At 68.8% G+C, this 17,528-nt stretch carries 12 protein-coding genes and 1 riboswitch; of the genes, 7 read left to right on the top strand and 5 right to left on the bottom strand.

What is annotated here, in order from left to right; genetic code table 11:
* Positions 1-10: 10 nt before the first annotated feature.
* Positions 11-547, top strand: a complete 537-nt coding sequence (locus K7G81_RS12830) for a SixA phosphatase family protein (RefSeq protein WP_223031199.1) — start codon at positions 11-13, stop codon at positions 545-547.
* A gap of 188 nt (positions 548-735) precedes the next feature.
* Here K7G81_RS12830 and K7G81_RS12825 read toward each other — a convergent pair whose 3' ends face one another.
* The 4 genes from K7G81_RS12825 to K7G81_RS12810 are packed head-to-tail and all read right to left on the bottom strand — an operon-like array spanning position 736 to position 5,172.
* A complete protein-coding gene (locus K7G81_RS12825; protein WP_223031198.1) occupies positions 736-1,518 on the bottom strand; it encodes an ABC transporter ATP-binding protein in 783 nt (260 codons plus the stop codon).
* Entirely contained in the window at positions 1,509-2,477 is a 969-nt protein-coding gene (locus K7G81_RS12820) for a FecCD family ABC transporter permease (protein WP_223031197.1), read from the bottom strand. Before K7G81_RS12820 ends, K7G81_RS12825 begins: the two co-directional genes overlap by 10 nt.
* Complete coding sequence (locus K7G81_RS12815) at positions 2,474-3,280, bottom strand: ABC transporter substrate-binding protein (RefSeq protein ID WP_369412108.1); 807 nt, start codon at positions 3,278-3,280, stop codon at positions 2,474-2,476. The genes K7G81_RS12820 and K7G81_RS12815 overlap by 4 nt, the downstream gene beginning before the upstream one ends.
* Positions 3,277-5,172 carry a TonB-dependent receptor plug domain-containing protein gene (locus tag K7G81_RS12810; RefSeq protein ID WP_255587005.1) on the bottom strand — a complete coding sequence of 632 codons (1,896 nt, stop codon included), beginning with the start codon at positions 5,170-5,172 and terminating at the stop codon, positions 3,277-3,279. Before K7G81_RS12810 ends, K7G81_RS12815 begins: the two co-directional genes overlap by 4 nt.
* 99 nt (positions 5,173-5,271) lie before the next feature.
* Positions 5,272-5,479, bottom strand: a riboswitch (cobalamin riboswitch).
* Positions 5,480-5,599: 120 nt separating this feature from the next.
* Here K7G81_RS12810 and K7G81_RS12805 point away from each other — a divergent pair.
* From K7G81_RS12805 to K7G81_RS12795, 3 genes are all read left to right on the top strand, one after another.
* The gene (locus K7G81_RS12805; RefSeq protein ID WP_223031195.1) at positions 5,600-5,740 is read left to right on the top strand and encodes a hypothetical protein; all 141 of its coding nucleotides are present in this window, start codon (positions 5,600-5,602) and stop codon (positions 5,738-5,740) included.
* Positions 5,741-5,819: 79 nt separating this feature from the next.
* Complete coding sequence (locus K7G81_RS12800) at positions 5,820-6,884, top strand: LacI family DNA-binding transcriptional regulator (RefSeq protein ID WP_223031194.1); 1,065 nt, start codon at positions 5,820-5,822, stop codon at positions 6,882-6,884.
* Positions 6,885-7,052: 168 nt separating this feature from the next.
* Positions 7,053-9,287, top strand: coding sequence for a beta-glucosidase (locus K7G81_RS12795; protein ID WP_223031193.1), 2,235 nt, complete (start codon positions 7,053-7,055; stop codon positions 9,285-9,287).
* A 149-nt stretch (positions 9,288-9,436) separates the two neighbouring features.
* On the opposite strand, the gene K7G81_RS12790 is transcribed toward K7G81_RS12795, so the two are convergent.
* A complete protein-coding gene (locus tag K7G81_RS12790; RefSeq protein WP_223031192.1) occupies positions 9,437-10,468 on the bottom strand; it encodes an oxidoreductase in 1,032 nt (343 codons plus the stop codon).
* A gap of 87 nt (positions 10,469-10,555) precedes the next feature.
* Between K7G81_RS12790 and K7G81_RS12785 the strand changes: the two genes are divergently transcribed.
* From K7G81_RS12785 to K7G81_RS12775, 3 genes are read left to right on the top strand one after another with little or no spacing between them, the layout of a single operon-like run.
* Positions 10,556-12,310, top strand: coding sequence for a non-ribosomal peptide synthetase (locus tag K7G81_RS12785; protein ID WP_223031191.1), 1,755 nt, complete (start codon positions 10,556-10,558; stop codon positions 12,308-12,310).
* The gene (locus K7G81_RS12780) at positions 12,310-13,539 is read left to right on the top strand and encodes a cytochrome P450 (RefSeq protein ID WP_223031190.1); all 1,230 of its coding nucleotides are present in this window, start codon (positions 12,310-12,312) and stop codon (positions 13,537-13,539) included. The genes K7G81_RS12785 and K7G81_RS12780 overlap by 1 nt, the downstream gene beginning before the upstream one ends.
* Positions 13,536-17,528 carry a non-ribosomal peptide synthetase gene (locus tag K7G81_RS12775; RefSeq protein ID WP_223031189.1) on the top strand — a complete coding sequence of 1,331 codons (3,993 nt, stop codon included), beginning with the start codon at positions 13,536-13,538 and terminating at the stop codon, positions 17,526-17,528. The genes K7G81_RS12780 and K7G81_RS12775 overlap by 4 nt, the downstream gene beginning before the upstream one ends.

Raw genomic sequence — 17,528 nt, 5'->3', positions numbered from 1 at the left:
CGCTTAGCCGATGAAGACCTTGACGCTGCTGAGGCACGCCAAGTCGAGCTGGGACGATCCCGTCGGCCGCGATTTCGATCGCCCGTTGAACGCCAAGGGCGCGCGCGCCGCCGCGGCGATCGGGCAGCGGATGCGCGGTCTCGGCCTCGTATTCGATCATGTCGTCGCCTCGCCGGCGCTGCGGGTGATGGAAACCGTCGATCATCTCGGCCGCGGCTACGGCCGGGCGATCGAGCCCGATTGGGATCGCCGCCTCTACCTCGCCTCCGCCGCGATGCTGCTCGATCTGATCCACGCGCTGCCGCCGGAGGCCGAGCACGTCCTGCTGATCGGCCATAATCCGGGGCTGGAGGAGCTTGTCCTGCTGCTCACCCCGGATGCGCCCGATGCCGCGCTGCGCAGCGAGGTGGCGATTAAATATCCCACCGCGAGCCTGGCCGAGCTTCATATTGTCGGTGATTGGGCTGCGCTGCTCCCCGGCGAGGCGCGGCTGATGCGCTTCATCCGCCCGCGCGACCTCGATCCCGCGCTGGGGCCGGACGTTTAGGGCATCGGCTGCATCTGATCCGTTCGTAGCCGCGCCTGTCGAAGCACGATTGCGGCGCAGTCCCCTTCGACAAGCTCCGGCCACTTAAGTGTCCGTCATGCTGAACTTGTTTCAGCATCCATGGCGCAACGCCAACCAGCGCATCTGACGGCGATGGGGACAACAAGCCGGTCTGGGGCCGATCAATCCTAACGCGCCCGCACGCGCCCGGTCGGCACCGGCAACGGCCGGCCGTCGGCGCCGCGTGCGATCGTCACCTCGACACCGAACAGGCGCGCGACCGCGGTTTCGGTCAACACCTCGTCGACCGGCCCGAAACCGGCGAGCCGGCCCTCGGCCAGCAGCAGCACGTCGTCCGCCGCGCGCGCCGCCTGGGCGATGTCATGGACGACGATCACCACGCCGCTGCCGGCCATCGCGCGCGCGCGCAGGCGATCGAGCACGTCGATCTGATGCGCCGGATCGAGGCTGGCGAGCGGTTCGTCGGCCAGCAGCCAGGCCGGATCGCCGGCCAGCACCCGCGCCAGCAGCACCCGCGCCCGCTCTCCGCCCGATAATTCGCCGACCGGGCGATCGAGCAGGTTAGCGGTTTCGGTGGCGTGGATCGCGGCGGCGATCGCGCGGTGATCTTCGCCACCCAATGCCGCGAACGGCGCGCGATGCGGGGCGCGGCCCAGCGCGATCACCTCATGCGCCGGCACGTTCCAATGCACCGCGGCGTCCTGCGGCAGATAGCCGATCGCCCGCGCGCGCTCGCGCGGCGCCAGCGCGGCGACGTCGCGCCCGTCGAGCCGCACCGCGCCCGCCGCCAGCGGCACCAGCGCCGCCATTGCCTTGACGAGGCTGCTCTTGCCCGCGCCGTTGGGGCCCAGGATCGCGGTCACGCGCCCGGGGCGCAGCACCGCGCTTACCGCGTCGACCGCGCGCCGCCCGGACAGCGCGACATGCACCCCCTCGATCGTCAGATCCATGCCGCCCTCCGTTGTCGGAGCAGCAGCGCGAGGAAGAACGGCGCCCCGATCAGCGCCATCGCCACGCCGAGCCGGATCTCGCTTGGCCCCGGCGCGAGGCGGCACAGGCTGTCGGCGCCGAGCACCAGCGCCGCGCCGCCGAGCGCCGAGGGCAGCAGCAGTGCCGAGGGCCGATGCCCGAACACCGGCCGCAACAGGTGCGGCACGACCAGCCCGACGAAGCCGACCACGCCAGTCACCGCGACGCTGGCGCCGATCGTCAGGCCAGTGCCGGCGACGACCAGCGCCTGCAGCCGCCCGAGCCGTATTCCCATCGATCGCGCGGCGGCCTCGCCCAGCGTCAGCGCGTCGAGCGCGCGCCCGGTGACGAGCAGCATCGCACTTCCCGCCGCCAGCAGCGGCAGCGCGGGCAGCACATCGGCCCAGCCGCGGTCGGTCAGCGCCCCCATCAGCCAGTCGATCACCTCGGCGACGGCATAGGGATCGGGCGCGATCGAGATCAGGAACGCGGTCACCGCGCCCGACAGGCTGGCCAGCACGGTGCCGGCGAGGATGAAGGCGACCGCGCTCTCGCTGCGCCAGGTCAGCGCCGCGAGCAGCGCCATCGCCCCGCCGGCGCCGAGCATCGCGCAGCCGAACTGCCCCGCGCCGCCGGCGATGCCGAACACGATCGCCGCCACCGCGCCGAGCGCTGCCGAGGACGACACCCCGACCACCGCGGGATCGGCGAGCGGGTTGCGCAGATAACCTTGCAGCACCGCGCCCGACAGCCCCAGCACCGCGCCGATCGCGAGGCCCAGCACCGCGCGCGGCAGGCGCAGCTCGATGACGATCCACCAGCGCGGATCGGCCGAGAACCAGGCCGACACCGGCACCCACACCTTGCCCGCCGCGAGCGACAGGCCGAACAACAGCGTGACCAGCGCTGCCATCGCGATCAGCTTGCCGGTGCGGCTCATCGCACCACCTGCCGCCGGATCGCGGCGAGCTTCTCCGCCGCGCGCCCGATCACCGGGCCGCCGCAATTGGCGAGATCGCGCGGGAACAGCGCGATGCGCGAGCGATATTGCAGCACATCGGCCCTGAGCACCGATTGCCGGTCGGCGAGATCGGGCATCAGGATCACGTCGGGCGGCCGCTCGATGATCGCTTCGAGCGGCAGGTTGCCGGTATGTTGCAGCCCGTAATCTGCCGCCGCGTCGCGAAACCCCGTTCGCCGCAGCAATTCGTCGAGCAGCGTGCCGCCGCCCGAGGCGAGGTTGCCCGACAGATAGAGCAGCGCCGATGGTCGCGCATCATCGATCGGCGCGGCCGCCGCCAGCGCCAGCGCGATCCGGCGCACCATCGCGATCCCGCGCGCATGCAGCCCCAGCGCGTCGGCAAGCTGCATCACCTGGGCCTCGCTTGCCGCGACGCTGGTCGGCGAATCGAGCGTCAGCACCTTCAGCCCGGCGCGGGCATAGGCCTGGCGCGTCGCCAGCGGCGTGAAGCTCGACGTCACGACCAGATCGGGCCGCCGCGCGATCACTTCCTCCGCGGTTCCGGATGTCGCCGCGAATTGCTTCGCCACGTCGGCGGGGATCGAGCTCGCGGCGGGGTCTTTCGAATAATCGCTGATCGCCGCGATCCGATCCCACGGCGCCAGCTCGACGAGCATCGCGTCGGCGCATGGGTTGGTCGAAACGATCCCGCCCGTGCGCGTCGCTTTCGGCGCGCAGGCACCGAGCAGCAGCAGCACGAGCAGGATCGTCCGGCGTATCACTCGAAGCGCAGCCTTACGCCGCCATAAGCCGCCCGGCCATAGCTGCCATAGCCCGCCACCGTCTGGTATTTCTCGTCGAACAGGTTGTCGATCCGCCCGTAGATCGAGACATTGTGCGTCACCGGCATCTCGGCGCGAATGCCGGCGACGGCATAGCCATCGAGCCGGGTGACATTGCCGGCATCGTCATAGCTGTCGCTCACGGCCAGGATCGTGCCGCCCACCGAAAGGCCGAACGGGAAGCGGTAATCGGCCGAAACGCTGATGCTGTTGCGCGGCCGGCGGGCGAGATCGTTGCCGTGATTGGCCCCCGCCGAGCGGTTCTTCGCCTCGGTATAGGTGTAGCTGGCGTTGATGGTGAGCTGATCGACCGGCCGCAGCGCGAGCGCGAATTCCACGCCCTGCGCCCGCGCGCGATCGACATTGGCATAAGTGCCGTAGGGCCGGTCGTAGCAGATCGACTCGGGATCGGCGATCTCGTCGGCCGGGCATGACTGGAAATCGATCTGGTGGCGCGTATCGCGGTGGAAATAGGTCACCGATGCGCGCGCGCGACCATCGAGCAGCGATTGCTCCACGCCGGCTTCGAAGCTCTTCGCCGTCTCGGGAACGAGCGAGCGCGTACCGTAATCGCTGTAGAGCTCATACAGGGTCGGCGCCTTGAAACCTTCACCATAGCTCGCCCGCAGCGTCGTGCCGCTGGCCAGCGCCAGCGCGGCGTCGGCGCCGAAGGTAGTGTGGCTGCCGTAAGCCTCGTGATCGTCGTGGCGGATGCCGCCGGTCAGCGTCAGGGGGTCGACGGGCGTGACGATCAGCTCGCCATATTCGCTGGTGACGCCGGCCGAGGTGCGCAGGCTGCCATCGAAATAATGGCTGTCTTCATGATCGGCGCCGGCGACGATGCGCACCGTGTCGATCGGGCGGAAATCGCCCTGATAGTCATAACGCTCGGTGCGGCCGCGATAGGAATAGAGCGGATCGGCGGCGACGGTCGGATCGTAATTGTCGCGGTTGATGTCCGAAATCGTGAAGGCGATCCGGTTGTTGGCGCGCCCTTGCGCGAAATTGGCGTGTGCCCCGGCATAGCCGTAGATTTCCTGGATTCTGGAATATTCGGCATCGTCGCCGAACGTATAAGCGGGTGGCGCATAGCCATCGAGATCGAGCTTCGAATGCGCATAATAGCCGCGCAGGTCGATGCCGATGCCCGGCGCGAGCGCAACGCCGATGCTGCCGGTGCCGGCATATTGCTTGTAGCCGTCGCGCTCGCTGCCGTCGGCGGCGGCGGAGATGCCGTCGCTGCGGAACACGCCCCCGGTGAACGCGGCCGAGACCGGGCCGGTCTTGCCCGAGACCCCGGCATTGGCGTTGAGCGTGTCGTGATAGCCATATTCGGCATTGGCGTGCGCCTGCAGCCCGTCGGTCGGCGCTTGCGTGACGATGTTGACGACGCCGCCGATCGCCTGGCTGCCCCATGGCACCGAATCGGCGCCGCGCAGCACCTCGACGCGATCGATCCCGCCGGCGAGCAGATTGCCGAAATCGAACGCGCCGCCCGGCGATGTCGGGTCGTTGACGCGCACGCCGTCGATCAGCACCAGCGTCTGCTCGGCTTCCGCGCCGCGGATGCGCAGGCTGGTCTGGCTGCCGACCGGCCCGCTGCGCGTCACCGTGACGCCGGGCGTGGTGGCGAGATAATCGACCAGCGACACCGTCTGGCGCTGCTCGAGATCGGCGCGCGTCACGATGGTCACGGCCTGACCGGCCTGATCGGCGGGCTGGGCGACGCCGGTCGCGGTGACGACGATATCGCCGGCGGCCGGCACCTCCTGCGCGAGCGCGGGTGCGGCCAGCGCCACGGTTGACAGCAGCAGCAATCGAAAACGAAACATGGTCTTCCTCGTCATGCGCCGCGCGCACGATCGCGAGCGGCTCCAAGCGTCGCTCGCTCGAGGAATGTACCTCGCCCGCCCGGACCGCCCGTCCGCGCGAAGGATCGACCGTGGCGGGCAGGTCTCCTGGCTTCCGGGTCTCGGCTGGTCGCGCCGCCTTCCCGGGGTCGAAACCCCAGTGGCATGAATGGCGCGCCGGCTATCCGGTCACAGTTGCGGGGGCAGCACCGGTCTTGCGGCTCGTATCGCCGCGCACCGGACTTCCCTTTTGATCCCATCGCTGGGAACCCGTCACGCGCCGCCGGTAGCCGCTTCGCCGCCCCGGTTCAAGGGGCCGGCGAACGGAGCGATTCCATCGACGAAGCGTTTAGAGATTCTCAATCTCCCCTGCTTATGTTACATATCGACGATCAGAGGAGTGACCGCGATGACCAGCGGGAACGAGTTCATGGCCGCTGCCGGCTCCCGGCGATCGATGCTGCCGCGCAGCATCGGTTTCTCGCTGGCCGCGTTGGGCTCGCTGCTCTGCTGGGCCGGCCTGATCGGCATCTTCCAGGCGATCAACTGATCCGCGGCGCTGTCGCGGGCGCGCTCCATTGCGACTTTCGCCCCAATCCCGCTAAGACATGCGCAAGCGGGAGAGATTGATGGCCAGAGCACGCCGGACGAGTCGCGATACCGTAACCATCCTCGATGTCGCCAACGCCGCCGGCGTTTCGACCATGACGGTGTCGCGCGTGATGAACGGCGCGCCCAATGTTCGCGAGGAAACCCGCGCCCGCGTGCTGGAGGCGATCGACCAGCTCAATTATTCGCCGAACATGGCCGCGCGCTCGCTCGCCGCGGGTCACGCCACGCATATCGGGCTGTTCTATGCCAATCCGTCGGATGCCTATCTGACGCAATTCCTGGTCGGCGCGCTGGAAGGCGCGCGGCGCGCCGGCTGCCATCTCGTGCTCGAAGTGTGCGAGGGCGAGACCGCCGAGACGCAGGCCGAGGCGACCCGCCGCTTCGCCCAGACCAATGTCGAGGGCGTGATCCTGCCGCCGCCGATTTCCGAATATGATGCCGTCCATGCCGAGCTTCACGCCGCCGGCATCCCGGTGGTCACCGTCGCGCGGGCGCGGCCGCCGAGCGAGAACGGCCCGGTCGACAAGATGAATGTCGGCATCGACGATCACGCCGCCGCGTTCCGCATGACGCAATATCTGCTCGGCCTCGGTCACAAGCGAATCGGGCTGATCCGTGGCCACCCGCGCCACATGGCGAGCAACGAGCGTCATCGCGGCTTCGTCGACGCGCTGGTCGAGGCCGGGATCGATCCCGCCACCGCGCCGGTCGAGCAGGGCTATTTCAGCTATCGCTCGGGCATCGACGCCGCCGAGCGGCTGCTCGACCGTGCGCTGCGGCCGACCGCGATTTTCGCCAGCAACGATGATATGGCCGCCGCCGCGATCGGCGTCGCGCACCGCCGTGGGCTCGATGTGCCCGGCGATATCAGCATCGTCGGCTATGACGATACGTCGCTCGCCACCACCGTCTGGCCCGAGCTGACGACGATCCGACAGCCGATCGCGGCGATGGCCGAGATCGCGCTCGACGTGCTGCTCCACAAGCTGCGTGGCCGCCACGCCAATGGCGCCCGGTTGCCGGCGCAGTTGCTCGATTACGAATTCATCGAGCGCGATTCGGCCGGCCCGCCGCCGGGCTGAACCCTGTCGCCGGATGCGGTCAGCCCCGGCGCTACTCCAGGTCGGGAGGGACGGGTGCTATTCAAAAAACAATCACACAATGCACTGGCGCCGCATCATCTGCTAACGCTAACAGAGAATTGTCATTCACGCCGAGTCTGCACGCGGCCGGCATTAGGGGAGATTGCCATGATCAGGACCACACGGATCGCGTTCGCCGCTCTATTGCTCGCCGGCAGCGCGGGCACCGCGCTCGCCGCAGCGCCAGCTACGCCCGATCGGCCGTGGATGGACCGCTCGCTCTCCGCCGACGCGCGCACGCAGAAGCTGCTCGCGGCGATGACCGAGGACGAGAAGCTCACGCTCGTGTTCGGCTATTTCGGCACCGACATGCAGTCGAAGGGCTTCACCCGTCCGCCCGCCGCGCGCGAGGGGTCGGCCGGCTATGTGCCGGGGATCGAGCGGCTGGGCATCCCACCGCAATGGGAAACCGATGCCGGCATCGGCGTCGCCACCCAGGGCGCGGCCAAGGAGAAGCGGCTGCGGACCGCCTTGCCCTCGGGCATCGCGACGGCGGCGACCTGGAATCCCGAACTTGCCGAACAGGGCGGCGCGATGATCGGCGACGAGGCGCGCCGCTCGGGCTTCAACGTCATGCTCGCCGGCGGCGTCGATCTGATGCGCGATCCGAGGAACGGCCGCAATTTCGAATATGGCGGTGAGGATCCGCTGCTCGCCGGCACCATCGTCGGCCATGAGATCGCGGGCATCCAGTCGAACCACATCGTCTCGACCGTCAAACATTATGCGATGAACGATCAGGAAACCGGCCGCAACGTCGGCAATATGGTGATCGACGATGCGCCGGCGCGCATGTCGGATCTGCTCGCTTTCGAGATCGCGATCGAGCAGGGCAAGCCGGGATCGGTGATGTGTTCGTACAATCTCGTCAACGGCGTTCATGCCTGCGAGAGCCCGTATCTGCTCACCGACGTGCTGCGGAAGGATTGGGGCTACAAGGGCTATGTCATGTCCGATTGGGGCGCGACGCACTCGACGGTCGCCGCCGCCAATGCCGGGCTCGATCAGGATTCGGGCTTCCCGTTCGACGATCAGCCCTATTTCGGCAAGCCGCTCAAGGCAGCGGTCGATGCCGGACAAGTCAGCCAGGCGACGCTCGATCGCATGGCCGGCAGCATTCTCCACGCGATGTTCGCGACCGGCCTTTACGACGCGCCCGAGGTCGCGCCGGCGGCGATCGATTACGATGCCCATGCCACGGTGACGCGCGCCGATGCCGATCAGGGCATCGTGCTGCTCAAGAACCGGGGCGACGTGCTGCCGCTCGCCTCGGCCAAGCGGATCGTGCTGATCGGCGGCCAGGCCGACAAGGGCGTGCTGGCGGGCGGCGGCTCGTCGCTGGTCTATCCGCGCGGCGGCAACGCCGTGCCCGATATCGAGCCGAAAACCTGGCCCGGCCCGGTCATGTATTATCCGTCGTCGCCGCTCGCCGAATTGAAGGCGCAGGCGCCAGGCGCCACGATCACCTATGTCGACGGCAGCGATCCCGCCGCCGCGGCCGCCGCTGCTAAATCGGCCGATGTCGCGATCGTTTTCGTCACGCAATGGGCCGGCGAAGGCTTCGACGTGCCGATCGCGCTCGGCGACGGACAGGACGCGCTTGTTTCGGCGGTCGCGGATGCCAATCCGAAAACCGTCGTGGTCGCCGAAACCGGCGGCCCGGTGCTGATGCCCTGGGCCGACAAGGTCGCCGGGATCGTCGAGGCCTGGTATCCGGGCACTGCCGGCGGCGCGGCGATCGCCGATGTGCTCACCGGCCGCGTCAATCCGTCGGGCCATTTGCCGGCGACCTTCCCGGCCTCGAACGACCAGCTCGTCCGGCCCGGCGAGATCGATCCGACCGGGCAGCAGGGCGGCGATCCCGTCACCGTCCATTACACCGAAGGCGCGGCGGTCGGCTATAAGTGGTTCGACAAGCATGACCTCACCCCGCAATTCGCCTTCGGTGAGGGGTTGAGCTACACCCGCTTCGGCTTCGGCGGGCTGAAGGCGCGCGCGGCGGATGGCACGATCAGCGCCAGTTTCACCGTCACCAACACCGGCAAGCGCCGTGGCATGGCGGTGCCACAGCTCTATGTCGGCCCGGCCGGCGGCGGCTGGGAAGCGCCCAAGCGGCTCGGCGGCTGGCAGAAGCTCGATCTCGCGCCGGGCCAGTCCAGGACCGTCAGCCTGGCGATCGACCCGCGCCTGCTCGCCACCTTCAGCGCCGACAGCCACCGCTGGGAGATCGCCGGCGGTGACTACAAGCTGATGCTCGCGCATTCCGCACGCGATATCGTCCAGACCGTCACCGTCCATCTCGACGCCCGCACGCTCCCGGCGAGCTGGCATCCGGGGGAATAGTTATCCGTCACCGGCATGACGATGGAGGGCAAACGCTCCATACTGAATGGGAGGCCGCCGGTCACCCGAATCCAACGGTCACCTCACAAGCACCGTCATGCTGAACTTGTTTCAGCATGACGGTGATGGAGCGCCACGGACCCGCCATATTAACCGACCGCCAGCCGCCGCCCCTCGGCCGCGCTTGTCCGGGCGAGATCGATCAGCGCCAGCCCGGTAACCGCGTCGGCAGGATCGACCGGCGGCGGCGCGCCGTCGCGGATCGCCGCGACGACGCCTTCGTAGAACCGCCGATAATCGCCGTCTTCGGTGGCGATCCGGCGCGTCGCGCCCGATGGCTCGGTCAGCGTGCCATATCGCGCCGCCGCGTCCGCGCCATAACCGGCCGCGCCCGGCGTCATCCCTTCGCGCAACTGCTGCTCCTGCGGATCGACGCCATATTTGACGAAGCTGCCGCCGGTGCCGTGCAATGCGAAGCGCGGTCGCGGCGCCGCGACCGCCATCGTCGCCGAGACGATCACGCGCATCGTGCCGTAATGCAGCGTCACCTCGGCATAATCGTCGGTTGCGCCGCCCGCGCGTTGCGTGGCGAGATCGGCCTGTAGCGCGTCCGGCTCGCCGAACAGCAGCAGTACCTGGTCGAGCAGATGCGGCCCGAGATCGGCGAGGATGCCGCCGCCGCGCCCTTCGGCGTCCTTCCATCCGGCGCGCTGTTCCAGCCGGAACCGGTCCCAGCGCAACTCCACCAGCCGCAGCGTGCCGAGCGTGCCGGCCTCGACCAGCGCGCGCACCGTCAGGAAATCGCCGTCCCACCGGCGGTTGTGGAAGGGGGCCAGCGTCCGCCCTCGTTCGCGCGCGCAATTGACGATCGCCTGCGCCGTGGCGGCATCGCCGGCCAGCGGCTTGTCGACCACGACATGCTTGCCGGCGTCGAGCGCGGCGCGCGCCAGCGGCGCGTGCGTATCATTGGGGCTGGCTATCACGACCAGATCGATCGCCGGATCGTCGATGATCGCCGCGGCATCGGCCACCGCTCGCGCCTCGCGCCAGTCCGCCGCCAGCTCGCCGGCGCGCGAGGTCATCACCGCCGCCAGCGTCACCCCGTCGACCGCGTCGATCAACGGCGCGTGGAACACCTTGCCCGCCAGCCCATAGCCGATCAGCCCGGCCCGGATCGTCATGCGCGCTTCCCGTCCATCGTCATCGCCATAGTATTAAGCATTATCTCACCTTTTTTTGCCATGCCCGCAATGAAAGCGGGAGTAGCCATGACCTTTTCGACGGATTCGACGTTGGCGATCGACGCCATCGTTGCCTTTGCCGCACACGCCCCCTCGGCCGTCGCGCTCGAACAGCAAGACGCGCGGCGCGATTACGCATCGCTGATCGCCGCGGCCGATGCGCTCGCTTCGCGCCTCGCCGCTGCCGGGGTCAAGCCCGGTGCGGTCGTTGCCGTCTGTCTGCCGCGGGGAATCGCGCAGGTCACCGCGCTGCTCGCCGCGTGGCGCGTCGGCGCGGCTTATTGCCCGCTCGATCCCGCCTGGCCCGAAGCGCGCCTCGAGGCGCTGGTCGCGGACCTCGCCGCCGCCGCGATCGTTACCGCGATCGACGGCATCGCCGGCGCCACCCCGGTCGTGCCGCCCGAAGGTGAGGCCGTCGCTGGTTTCGCACCCGTCGCTGCCGCGCGCGACGACATCGCCTATGTCATCTTCACCTCGGGCTCGACCGGCAAGCCCAAGGCGGTCGAGGTCACCCACGCCAATCTCGCCGCGCTGGTCGCGTGGCACAATGACGCGTTCGAAGTGCGCGCCGGCACCCGCACCAGCCACCTCGCCGGGCTCGGCTTCGACGCTTCGGCGTGGGAAGTGTGGCCGACGCTCGCCGCCGGCGGCACGCTCGCCTTGGTCGATGACGCCACCCGCCTCGATGCCGCCGCGCTGCGCGATTGGCTGGTCACGCACAACATCAAGGTCGCTTTCGCCCCCACCGCGCTCGCCGAGCCGATGGTCGCGATGGACTGGCCCGCCGACACAAGCCTGCGCGTGTTGCTGACCGGTGCCGACAAGCTCACCGTCCGCCCGAAAGCGGGCCAGCCGTTCGTTTTCGTCAACGATTACGGCCCGACCGAATCGACCGTCGTCGCCACGTCGGGGGTGGTCGCCCCCGACGGCGACGGCCTGCCCCCGATCGGCCGCGCGATCGCCGGCACGACGATCTACCTGCTCGACGCCGAAGGTCAGCCCGTCCCCGATGGCGCGGAGGGCGAAATCTGGATCGGCGGCGCCCAGGTCGCGCGCGGCTATCGTGGCGATCCGGCGCTCACTGCCGCGCGTTTCGTCACCCATCCCGAGCACGGCCGCCTCTATCGCACCGGTGACCTCGGCGCGCTGCTCCCCTCGGGCGAGATCGCCTTCCGCGGCCGCGTCGACAGCCAAGTCAAGGTCCGCGGTCATCGCATCGAGCCCGCCGAGATCGCCGCCGAGCTCAACAAGCTCGCCAGCGTCGAGACCAGCGCCGTCGTCCTGCGCGATGGAGAGCTGGTCGCCTATGTCGTCCCCGCCGGCGCCATCTCGGCGAGCGAGCTGCGCGCCGCCTTGGCCGGCGTGCTCCCCGATTACATGGTGCCCTCGCGTTTCGCCAGGTTGCCGGCGCTGCCGCTCAACGCCAGCGGCAAGCTCGATGCCGCGGCACTGCCCAACCCGCTTGCCTGCGCGCTCGATGATGATCCCGCGCCGCAACGCGCGCCGGCCAGCCCCACCGAGGCGCGGCTGCTCGACATCGTCCGCGCCGTGATCGGCCGTGACGACATCGGCGTCGACGACGATTTCTTCCAGATGGGCGGCCACTCGCTGCTCGGCACCCAGGTCGTCGTCCGCGCGCGCGACGCGTTCGGCGTCGAGCTCACGTTGTTCCACCTATTCGAGGGTCGCACCGCCGCCAAACTCGCCACCACGATCGAGGGCCTGGTGATGGAGAAACTCGCCGGCCTGTCGGATGAAGACCTGCAGCGGATGGCCGGCTGATGGCAACCAAGCCCGCCTCCGATCCGTCGCTCAGCCTCTACCGCCTGCTCGATCCGGCGGTGCTGGCCGATCCCTATCCGCTTTACGCGCGGCTGCGCGAGGAGGACCCGGTCCATTGGGACCCGTTCCTGCATTGCTGGGTGGTGACGCGCTATGACGACGTTCACCTCGTGCTGAAGGAGTTTTCGGCCGACCGCACGCCCTCGCCCGACCAGCTCCGCGCGCTCGGCATCACCGGGATCGAGCCGATCGCCGAACTGATGGTCCGCCAGATGCTGTTCCTCGACGCGCCCAAGCATACGCATCTGCGCAAGCTCTGCTCGACTGCCTTCACGCCGCGTCGCGTAGAGCTGCTCGAAGCGCGCATCGAGGCGATCGCCGACCGCCTGATCGATCGCGTCGCGCCGACCGGCCGGATGGACGTCATCAACGATTTCGCTGCGCCCTTCCCGTCGATCGTGTTCGCCGCCTTGCTCGGCGTGCCCGAAGAGGATCACGTGCAATTGAAGCGCTGGTCGGCCGATTTCGCCGAGATGCTCGGCAACTTCCAGCACAATATCGATCGCATCGCCCAGGTGCTTCGCTCGACCGCCGAGATGGTCGATTATTTCCGTCGCGCGATCGAAGAGGAAGACCGCCCGCTCGCCGACGGCCTGCTCAAAAGCCTGGTCGAGGCCGAGGTCGACGGCGAGCGTCTGTCGATCGACGAGGTGATCGCCAACGCGATCGTCACGATGGTCGGCGGGCAGGAGACCACCACCAATCTGATCGGCTCGGGCCTGCTCACGCTGATGCGCCAGCCCGACCACCTCGCCGAACTGCGCGACCGCCCCGAGTTGCTCGAGACCGGCGTCGAGGAGCTGCTCCGCTACGAAAGCCCCAGCCAGCATACCGGGCGCATTTGCCGCGAGGACACGCAGCTCGGCGATCGCGTCATCGGCAAGGGCGAGGCGGTGATGGCGGTGATGGCGGCGGGCAACCGCGACCCGCGCCGCTTCGCCGATCCCGATGCGCTCGACCTTTCCCGCGCCGACAACCGCCACCTCGCCTTCGGCTGGGCGGCGCATTTCTGCTTCGGCGCGCCGCTCGCGCGGATGGAGGGCCGCATCGCCTTCCGCAAATTGCTCGAGCGCATGCCCAATGTCGCGCTCGCCGCCGATACGCTCGAGTGGCGCGAAAACCTCGGCCTGCGCGGCCTCAAAGCGCTCCCTGTGAGGTTCGATTCATGAATGAGATGACCAACGCCGCCGACCTTCGCCGCCAGTTGATGGAGCGGATGCTGCGCGGTGAGGCCACCCCCGCCGCCGCGCAGGCGCTGCCCGATCCGATCCTCCCGCGCGATCCCGCGCGCGTGCTGCCGCTCACCCGCGAGCAGAATCAGCTCTGGCTCCACGCGCAGATGGCGCCGGAGATGCCGCTCTACAACGAATCGATCACCATCCACCGCCGCGGCGCCTACGATCACCGCGCGCTCGAAATGGCGCTGAGCGAGATCGTCCGCCGCCACGAAATCTGGCGCACCTCGTTTCATGAGCGCGACGGCGAGCTTTCGCAGCGCGTCGCCGATCCGTTCTACGTCAAGCTGCCGCTGCTCGACATCAGCGCGATGCCCGCCGCCGAGCGCGAGGCAGAGGCGCACCGGCTTGCCACCGTCGATGCCAAGGCGCCGATCGATTTCGAGACCGCGCCCCTGTTCCGCGCCCGCGTCGTCAAGCTCGCCGAGGACGATCACCGCCTCTACCTGACGCTGCACCACATCATCTTCGATGGCGTCTCGATCTACCGCACGCTCGTCCCCGAACTCGCCGCTCTGGTGAAGGCCTATGAGGCCGGCCAGCCCTCGCCGCTTCCCGAACCCGCGATCCAGTACGGCGATTATGCCGCCTGGCAGCACGATCAGGCCGATCCCGAAACGCTCGACCGCCAGCTCGATCACTGGCGCAATGCGCTCGCCCAGCCGTTGCCGCGCCTCGAACTCGCCGGCGATCGCCCGCGTCCGGGCATGCCGACGCATGCCGGCTCGATGGAAGTGTTCGAGCTTTCGGCCGATCTGATCGGCAAGCTGAAAGCGCTCGCCCGCGACGAGAACGCCACGCTCTACATGGTATTGCTCGCCGCCTACAAGGCGATGCTCTATCGCTATACCGGCGATACCGACATCATCGTCGGCGGCGTCACCGATACCCGGCGCCGCCCCGAATTGCAGCCGCTGATCGGCTATTTCCTCAACACCATGGCGCTGCGCAGCAAGCCGGTCGGCGACCAGCCGTTCCGCGCCTATCTCGCCGAGGTGAAGGCCAGCGTGATCGGCGCGCTCGGCGCCAGCGATATCCCGTTCGATCGCCTGATGCGCGCGTTGGGCATCAAGCGCGGCAAGGGCACGCACCCCTTGTTCAACACGCTCTTCTCGATCGAACCGCCGGTCGATCCCTTCCCCGAAGGCTGGGATCTGACGCAGATGGACGTTGTCGTCGGCGCTGCCAAATACGACCTCTATCTCGAGCTCGACGAGCGCCCCTCGGGCATGGACGGCCGCTTCCTCTATTCCACCGAATTGTTCGACGCGCGCACGATCCGCCGCATGATCGCGCATTGGCAGACGATGCTCGAAGGCGTCGCCGCCGATCCCGATACCACGCTTGGCCGTTTGCCGATGCTGTCGGCCGACGAGCAGAACGAGCTGGTCGATCGCTGGAACGACACCGCGCAGCCGCTGCCGCATTCGAATGTCGTCGACTGGTTCGCCGAACAGGCCGCCCGGCGTCCCGATCAGACCGCGCTTGCCTACGATAACGAGCGCTGGACCTATGCCGATCTCGCTCGCCGATCGGATACGATCGCCGCGCGCCTCGTCGCCGAGGGCGTCGCCCCCGGTGCGCTGGTCGGGCTGTCGCTCGGCCGCTCGCCATGGATGGTCGCGGCGATGCTCGGCGTTGCCAAGGCGGGCGCGGCCTATCTGCCGCTCGATCCCGGCTTTCCGCCGAGCCGCCTCGCGCTGATCGCCGAGGACGCCGGCCTCGCGCTGGTGCTGGTCGAGCCCGGCACCGAACACGCGATTCCCGCCGGCATCGCGCCCAGCCTGTCGCTGACCCGCAACTGGCCAGACACCGCGTTTGAGCCGCGCAGGATCGACGGCGAAAGCCTCGCCTACGTGCTCTACACCTCGGGTTCGACCGGCAAGCCCAAGGGCGTCGAGATTCCGCACGCCGCGCTCGTCAATCTGCTGATGGCGATGCAGCAGGCGCCGGGCTTCGCCGAGGGCGAAACGCTGCTCGCGATCACCACTTTGTCGTTCGACATCGCCGAGCTCGAATTGTGGTTGCCGCTGGTCACCGGCGGCACCGTCGCGATCGCCGCGCGTGACGAAGCGATGGACATGGCCGCGCTGATCGCCCGTATCGACAGGGTGAAACCCCACGTCATGCAGGCCACCCCTGCGACGTGGCGCGGGCTGATCGAGACCGGCTGGGCCGGCGCGCCCGGGATGCGCGTGCTGTGCGGCGGCGAGGCCTTGCCCCGCGCGCTCGCCGACCAGCTCCGGCCCCGCGTGAAAGAGCTGTGGAACATGTACGGCCCGACCGAGACGACGATCTGGTCGACCGTTTCCCAGGTCGAAGCGGACGGCCCGATCGCCATCGGCAAGCCGATCGCCAACACCCAGGTTCGCATCCTCGATGCCGACGGCAACGACCGCCCGGTCGGCGCGATCGGCGAGTTGATGATCGGTGGGCGCGGCCTCGCGCAGGGCTATCGCGGTCGCCCCGATCTCACCGAACAGCGCTTCGTCGATCATGCCGGCACGCGGCTTTATCGCACCGGCGATCTCGGCCGCTGGCGCGCCGATGGCGTGCTCGAATGCCTCGGCCGCACCGATAACGAGGTCAAGATTCGCGGCTTCCGCATCGCCATCGAGGAAGTCGAGGGCGCGCTGGCGAAACTTCCCGGCGTTGCGGGCGCCGCTGCCCGCGCCTGGCCCGATCCGAGCGGCGAGCACATGCTGGCCGGCTATGTCGTCGGCGGCGGCGATCCCGCCGGCTGGCGCGACGAGCTGGCCAGGACGCTCCCCGATTACATGATCCCGACGCGCTTCGTGGCGATGGACGAACTGCCGCTCACGCCCAACGGCAAGGTCGATCGCAAGCAGCTTCCCGAGCCCGGCGCCGGCGCCCAGGCCAAGTCCGCCGGCGAACCCCCGCGGACGCCCGAGGAACAGCAGCTCGCCGAAATCTGGCGCGCCGTCCTCAAGGTCGAGACGGTCTCACGCGACGACGATTTCTTCGATCTCGGCGGCCATTCGCTGCTGATCGCGCGCCTCATTCGCCGCATCCAGGCCGATTACGGCGTCCGCCTGCCGATGGGCGCCTTGTTCCAGGCGCCCCGGCTCGCCGACATGGCCGAGCTGCTGGCGAGCGGCGTCGCGGCGGAGAACATTTCGCCGGTCGTCCCGATCCAGCCGCACGGCAGCAAGCCGCCGATCCTGTGGCTCGACGGCGGCTCGACCTTCCTGCCGCTTTCGGAACGCCTCGGCACCGATCAGCCCTTTTTCGGCATTCATGTCGATGCGATTCTCGAAGCGGCCGGCGGCTGCCCGAAGAAGCTCGAGGACGCCGCGCGTCTCGTCGTCGCGGCGCTGCGCAAGGAACGCCCCAACGGGCCGTATTTCGTCGGCGGCTGGTGCACCTCGGGCATCCTTGCCTATGCCGTCGCCGAGGAGTTCCACCGCCAGGGCTGCGACGTGCCGCTGCTGATGCTGGTCCACGCCTTCCACCCCGAAAAATCGCGCGAGATCGGCGCGTTCGGCGCGTTCGTCAGCAAGTTCCGCTTCCATCTCGCGCAGACCATGGCGCAGCCGCGCGGCCATCGCATTCGCTATTTCTTCGAGCGGCTGCGTGGCCTTTCCGATGCGGCGAACTTGCGCGGCGGCCGCGAGGCGGTGCTCCAGCCCAAGCTGCGCATCCAGCTCGACAAGGCGGCGCTGCGCTACCATCCGCCCGCTTACGGCGGCGCCACCGTGCTGTTCGAGCCCGCCGAGCATCCCGATGTGCTCGATTTCGCCGAGCATTGGCGGGCGTCGTGCACCGGCGCGTTCACCGATCACGTCGTCCCGGGCGGTCACCGCACGATGCTCGAGCCGCCGCACGTCGACACTTTCGCCGCGATGCTCAGGCCGCATCTCGACAAGGCGATGGCCGCCGGGCAGCTGCGCGAGGCGAGCTGA

Origin of the sequence: Hephaestia mangrovi, from assembly GCF_019880555.1 — a bacterium.
Classification (GTDB): domain Bacteria; phylum Pseudomonadota; class Alphaproteobacteria; order Sphingomonadales; family Sphingomonadaceae; genus Sphingomonas; species Sphingomonas mangrovi.
This window is presented reverse-complemented; position numbering and strand designations above follow the sequence as displayed.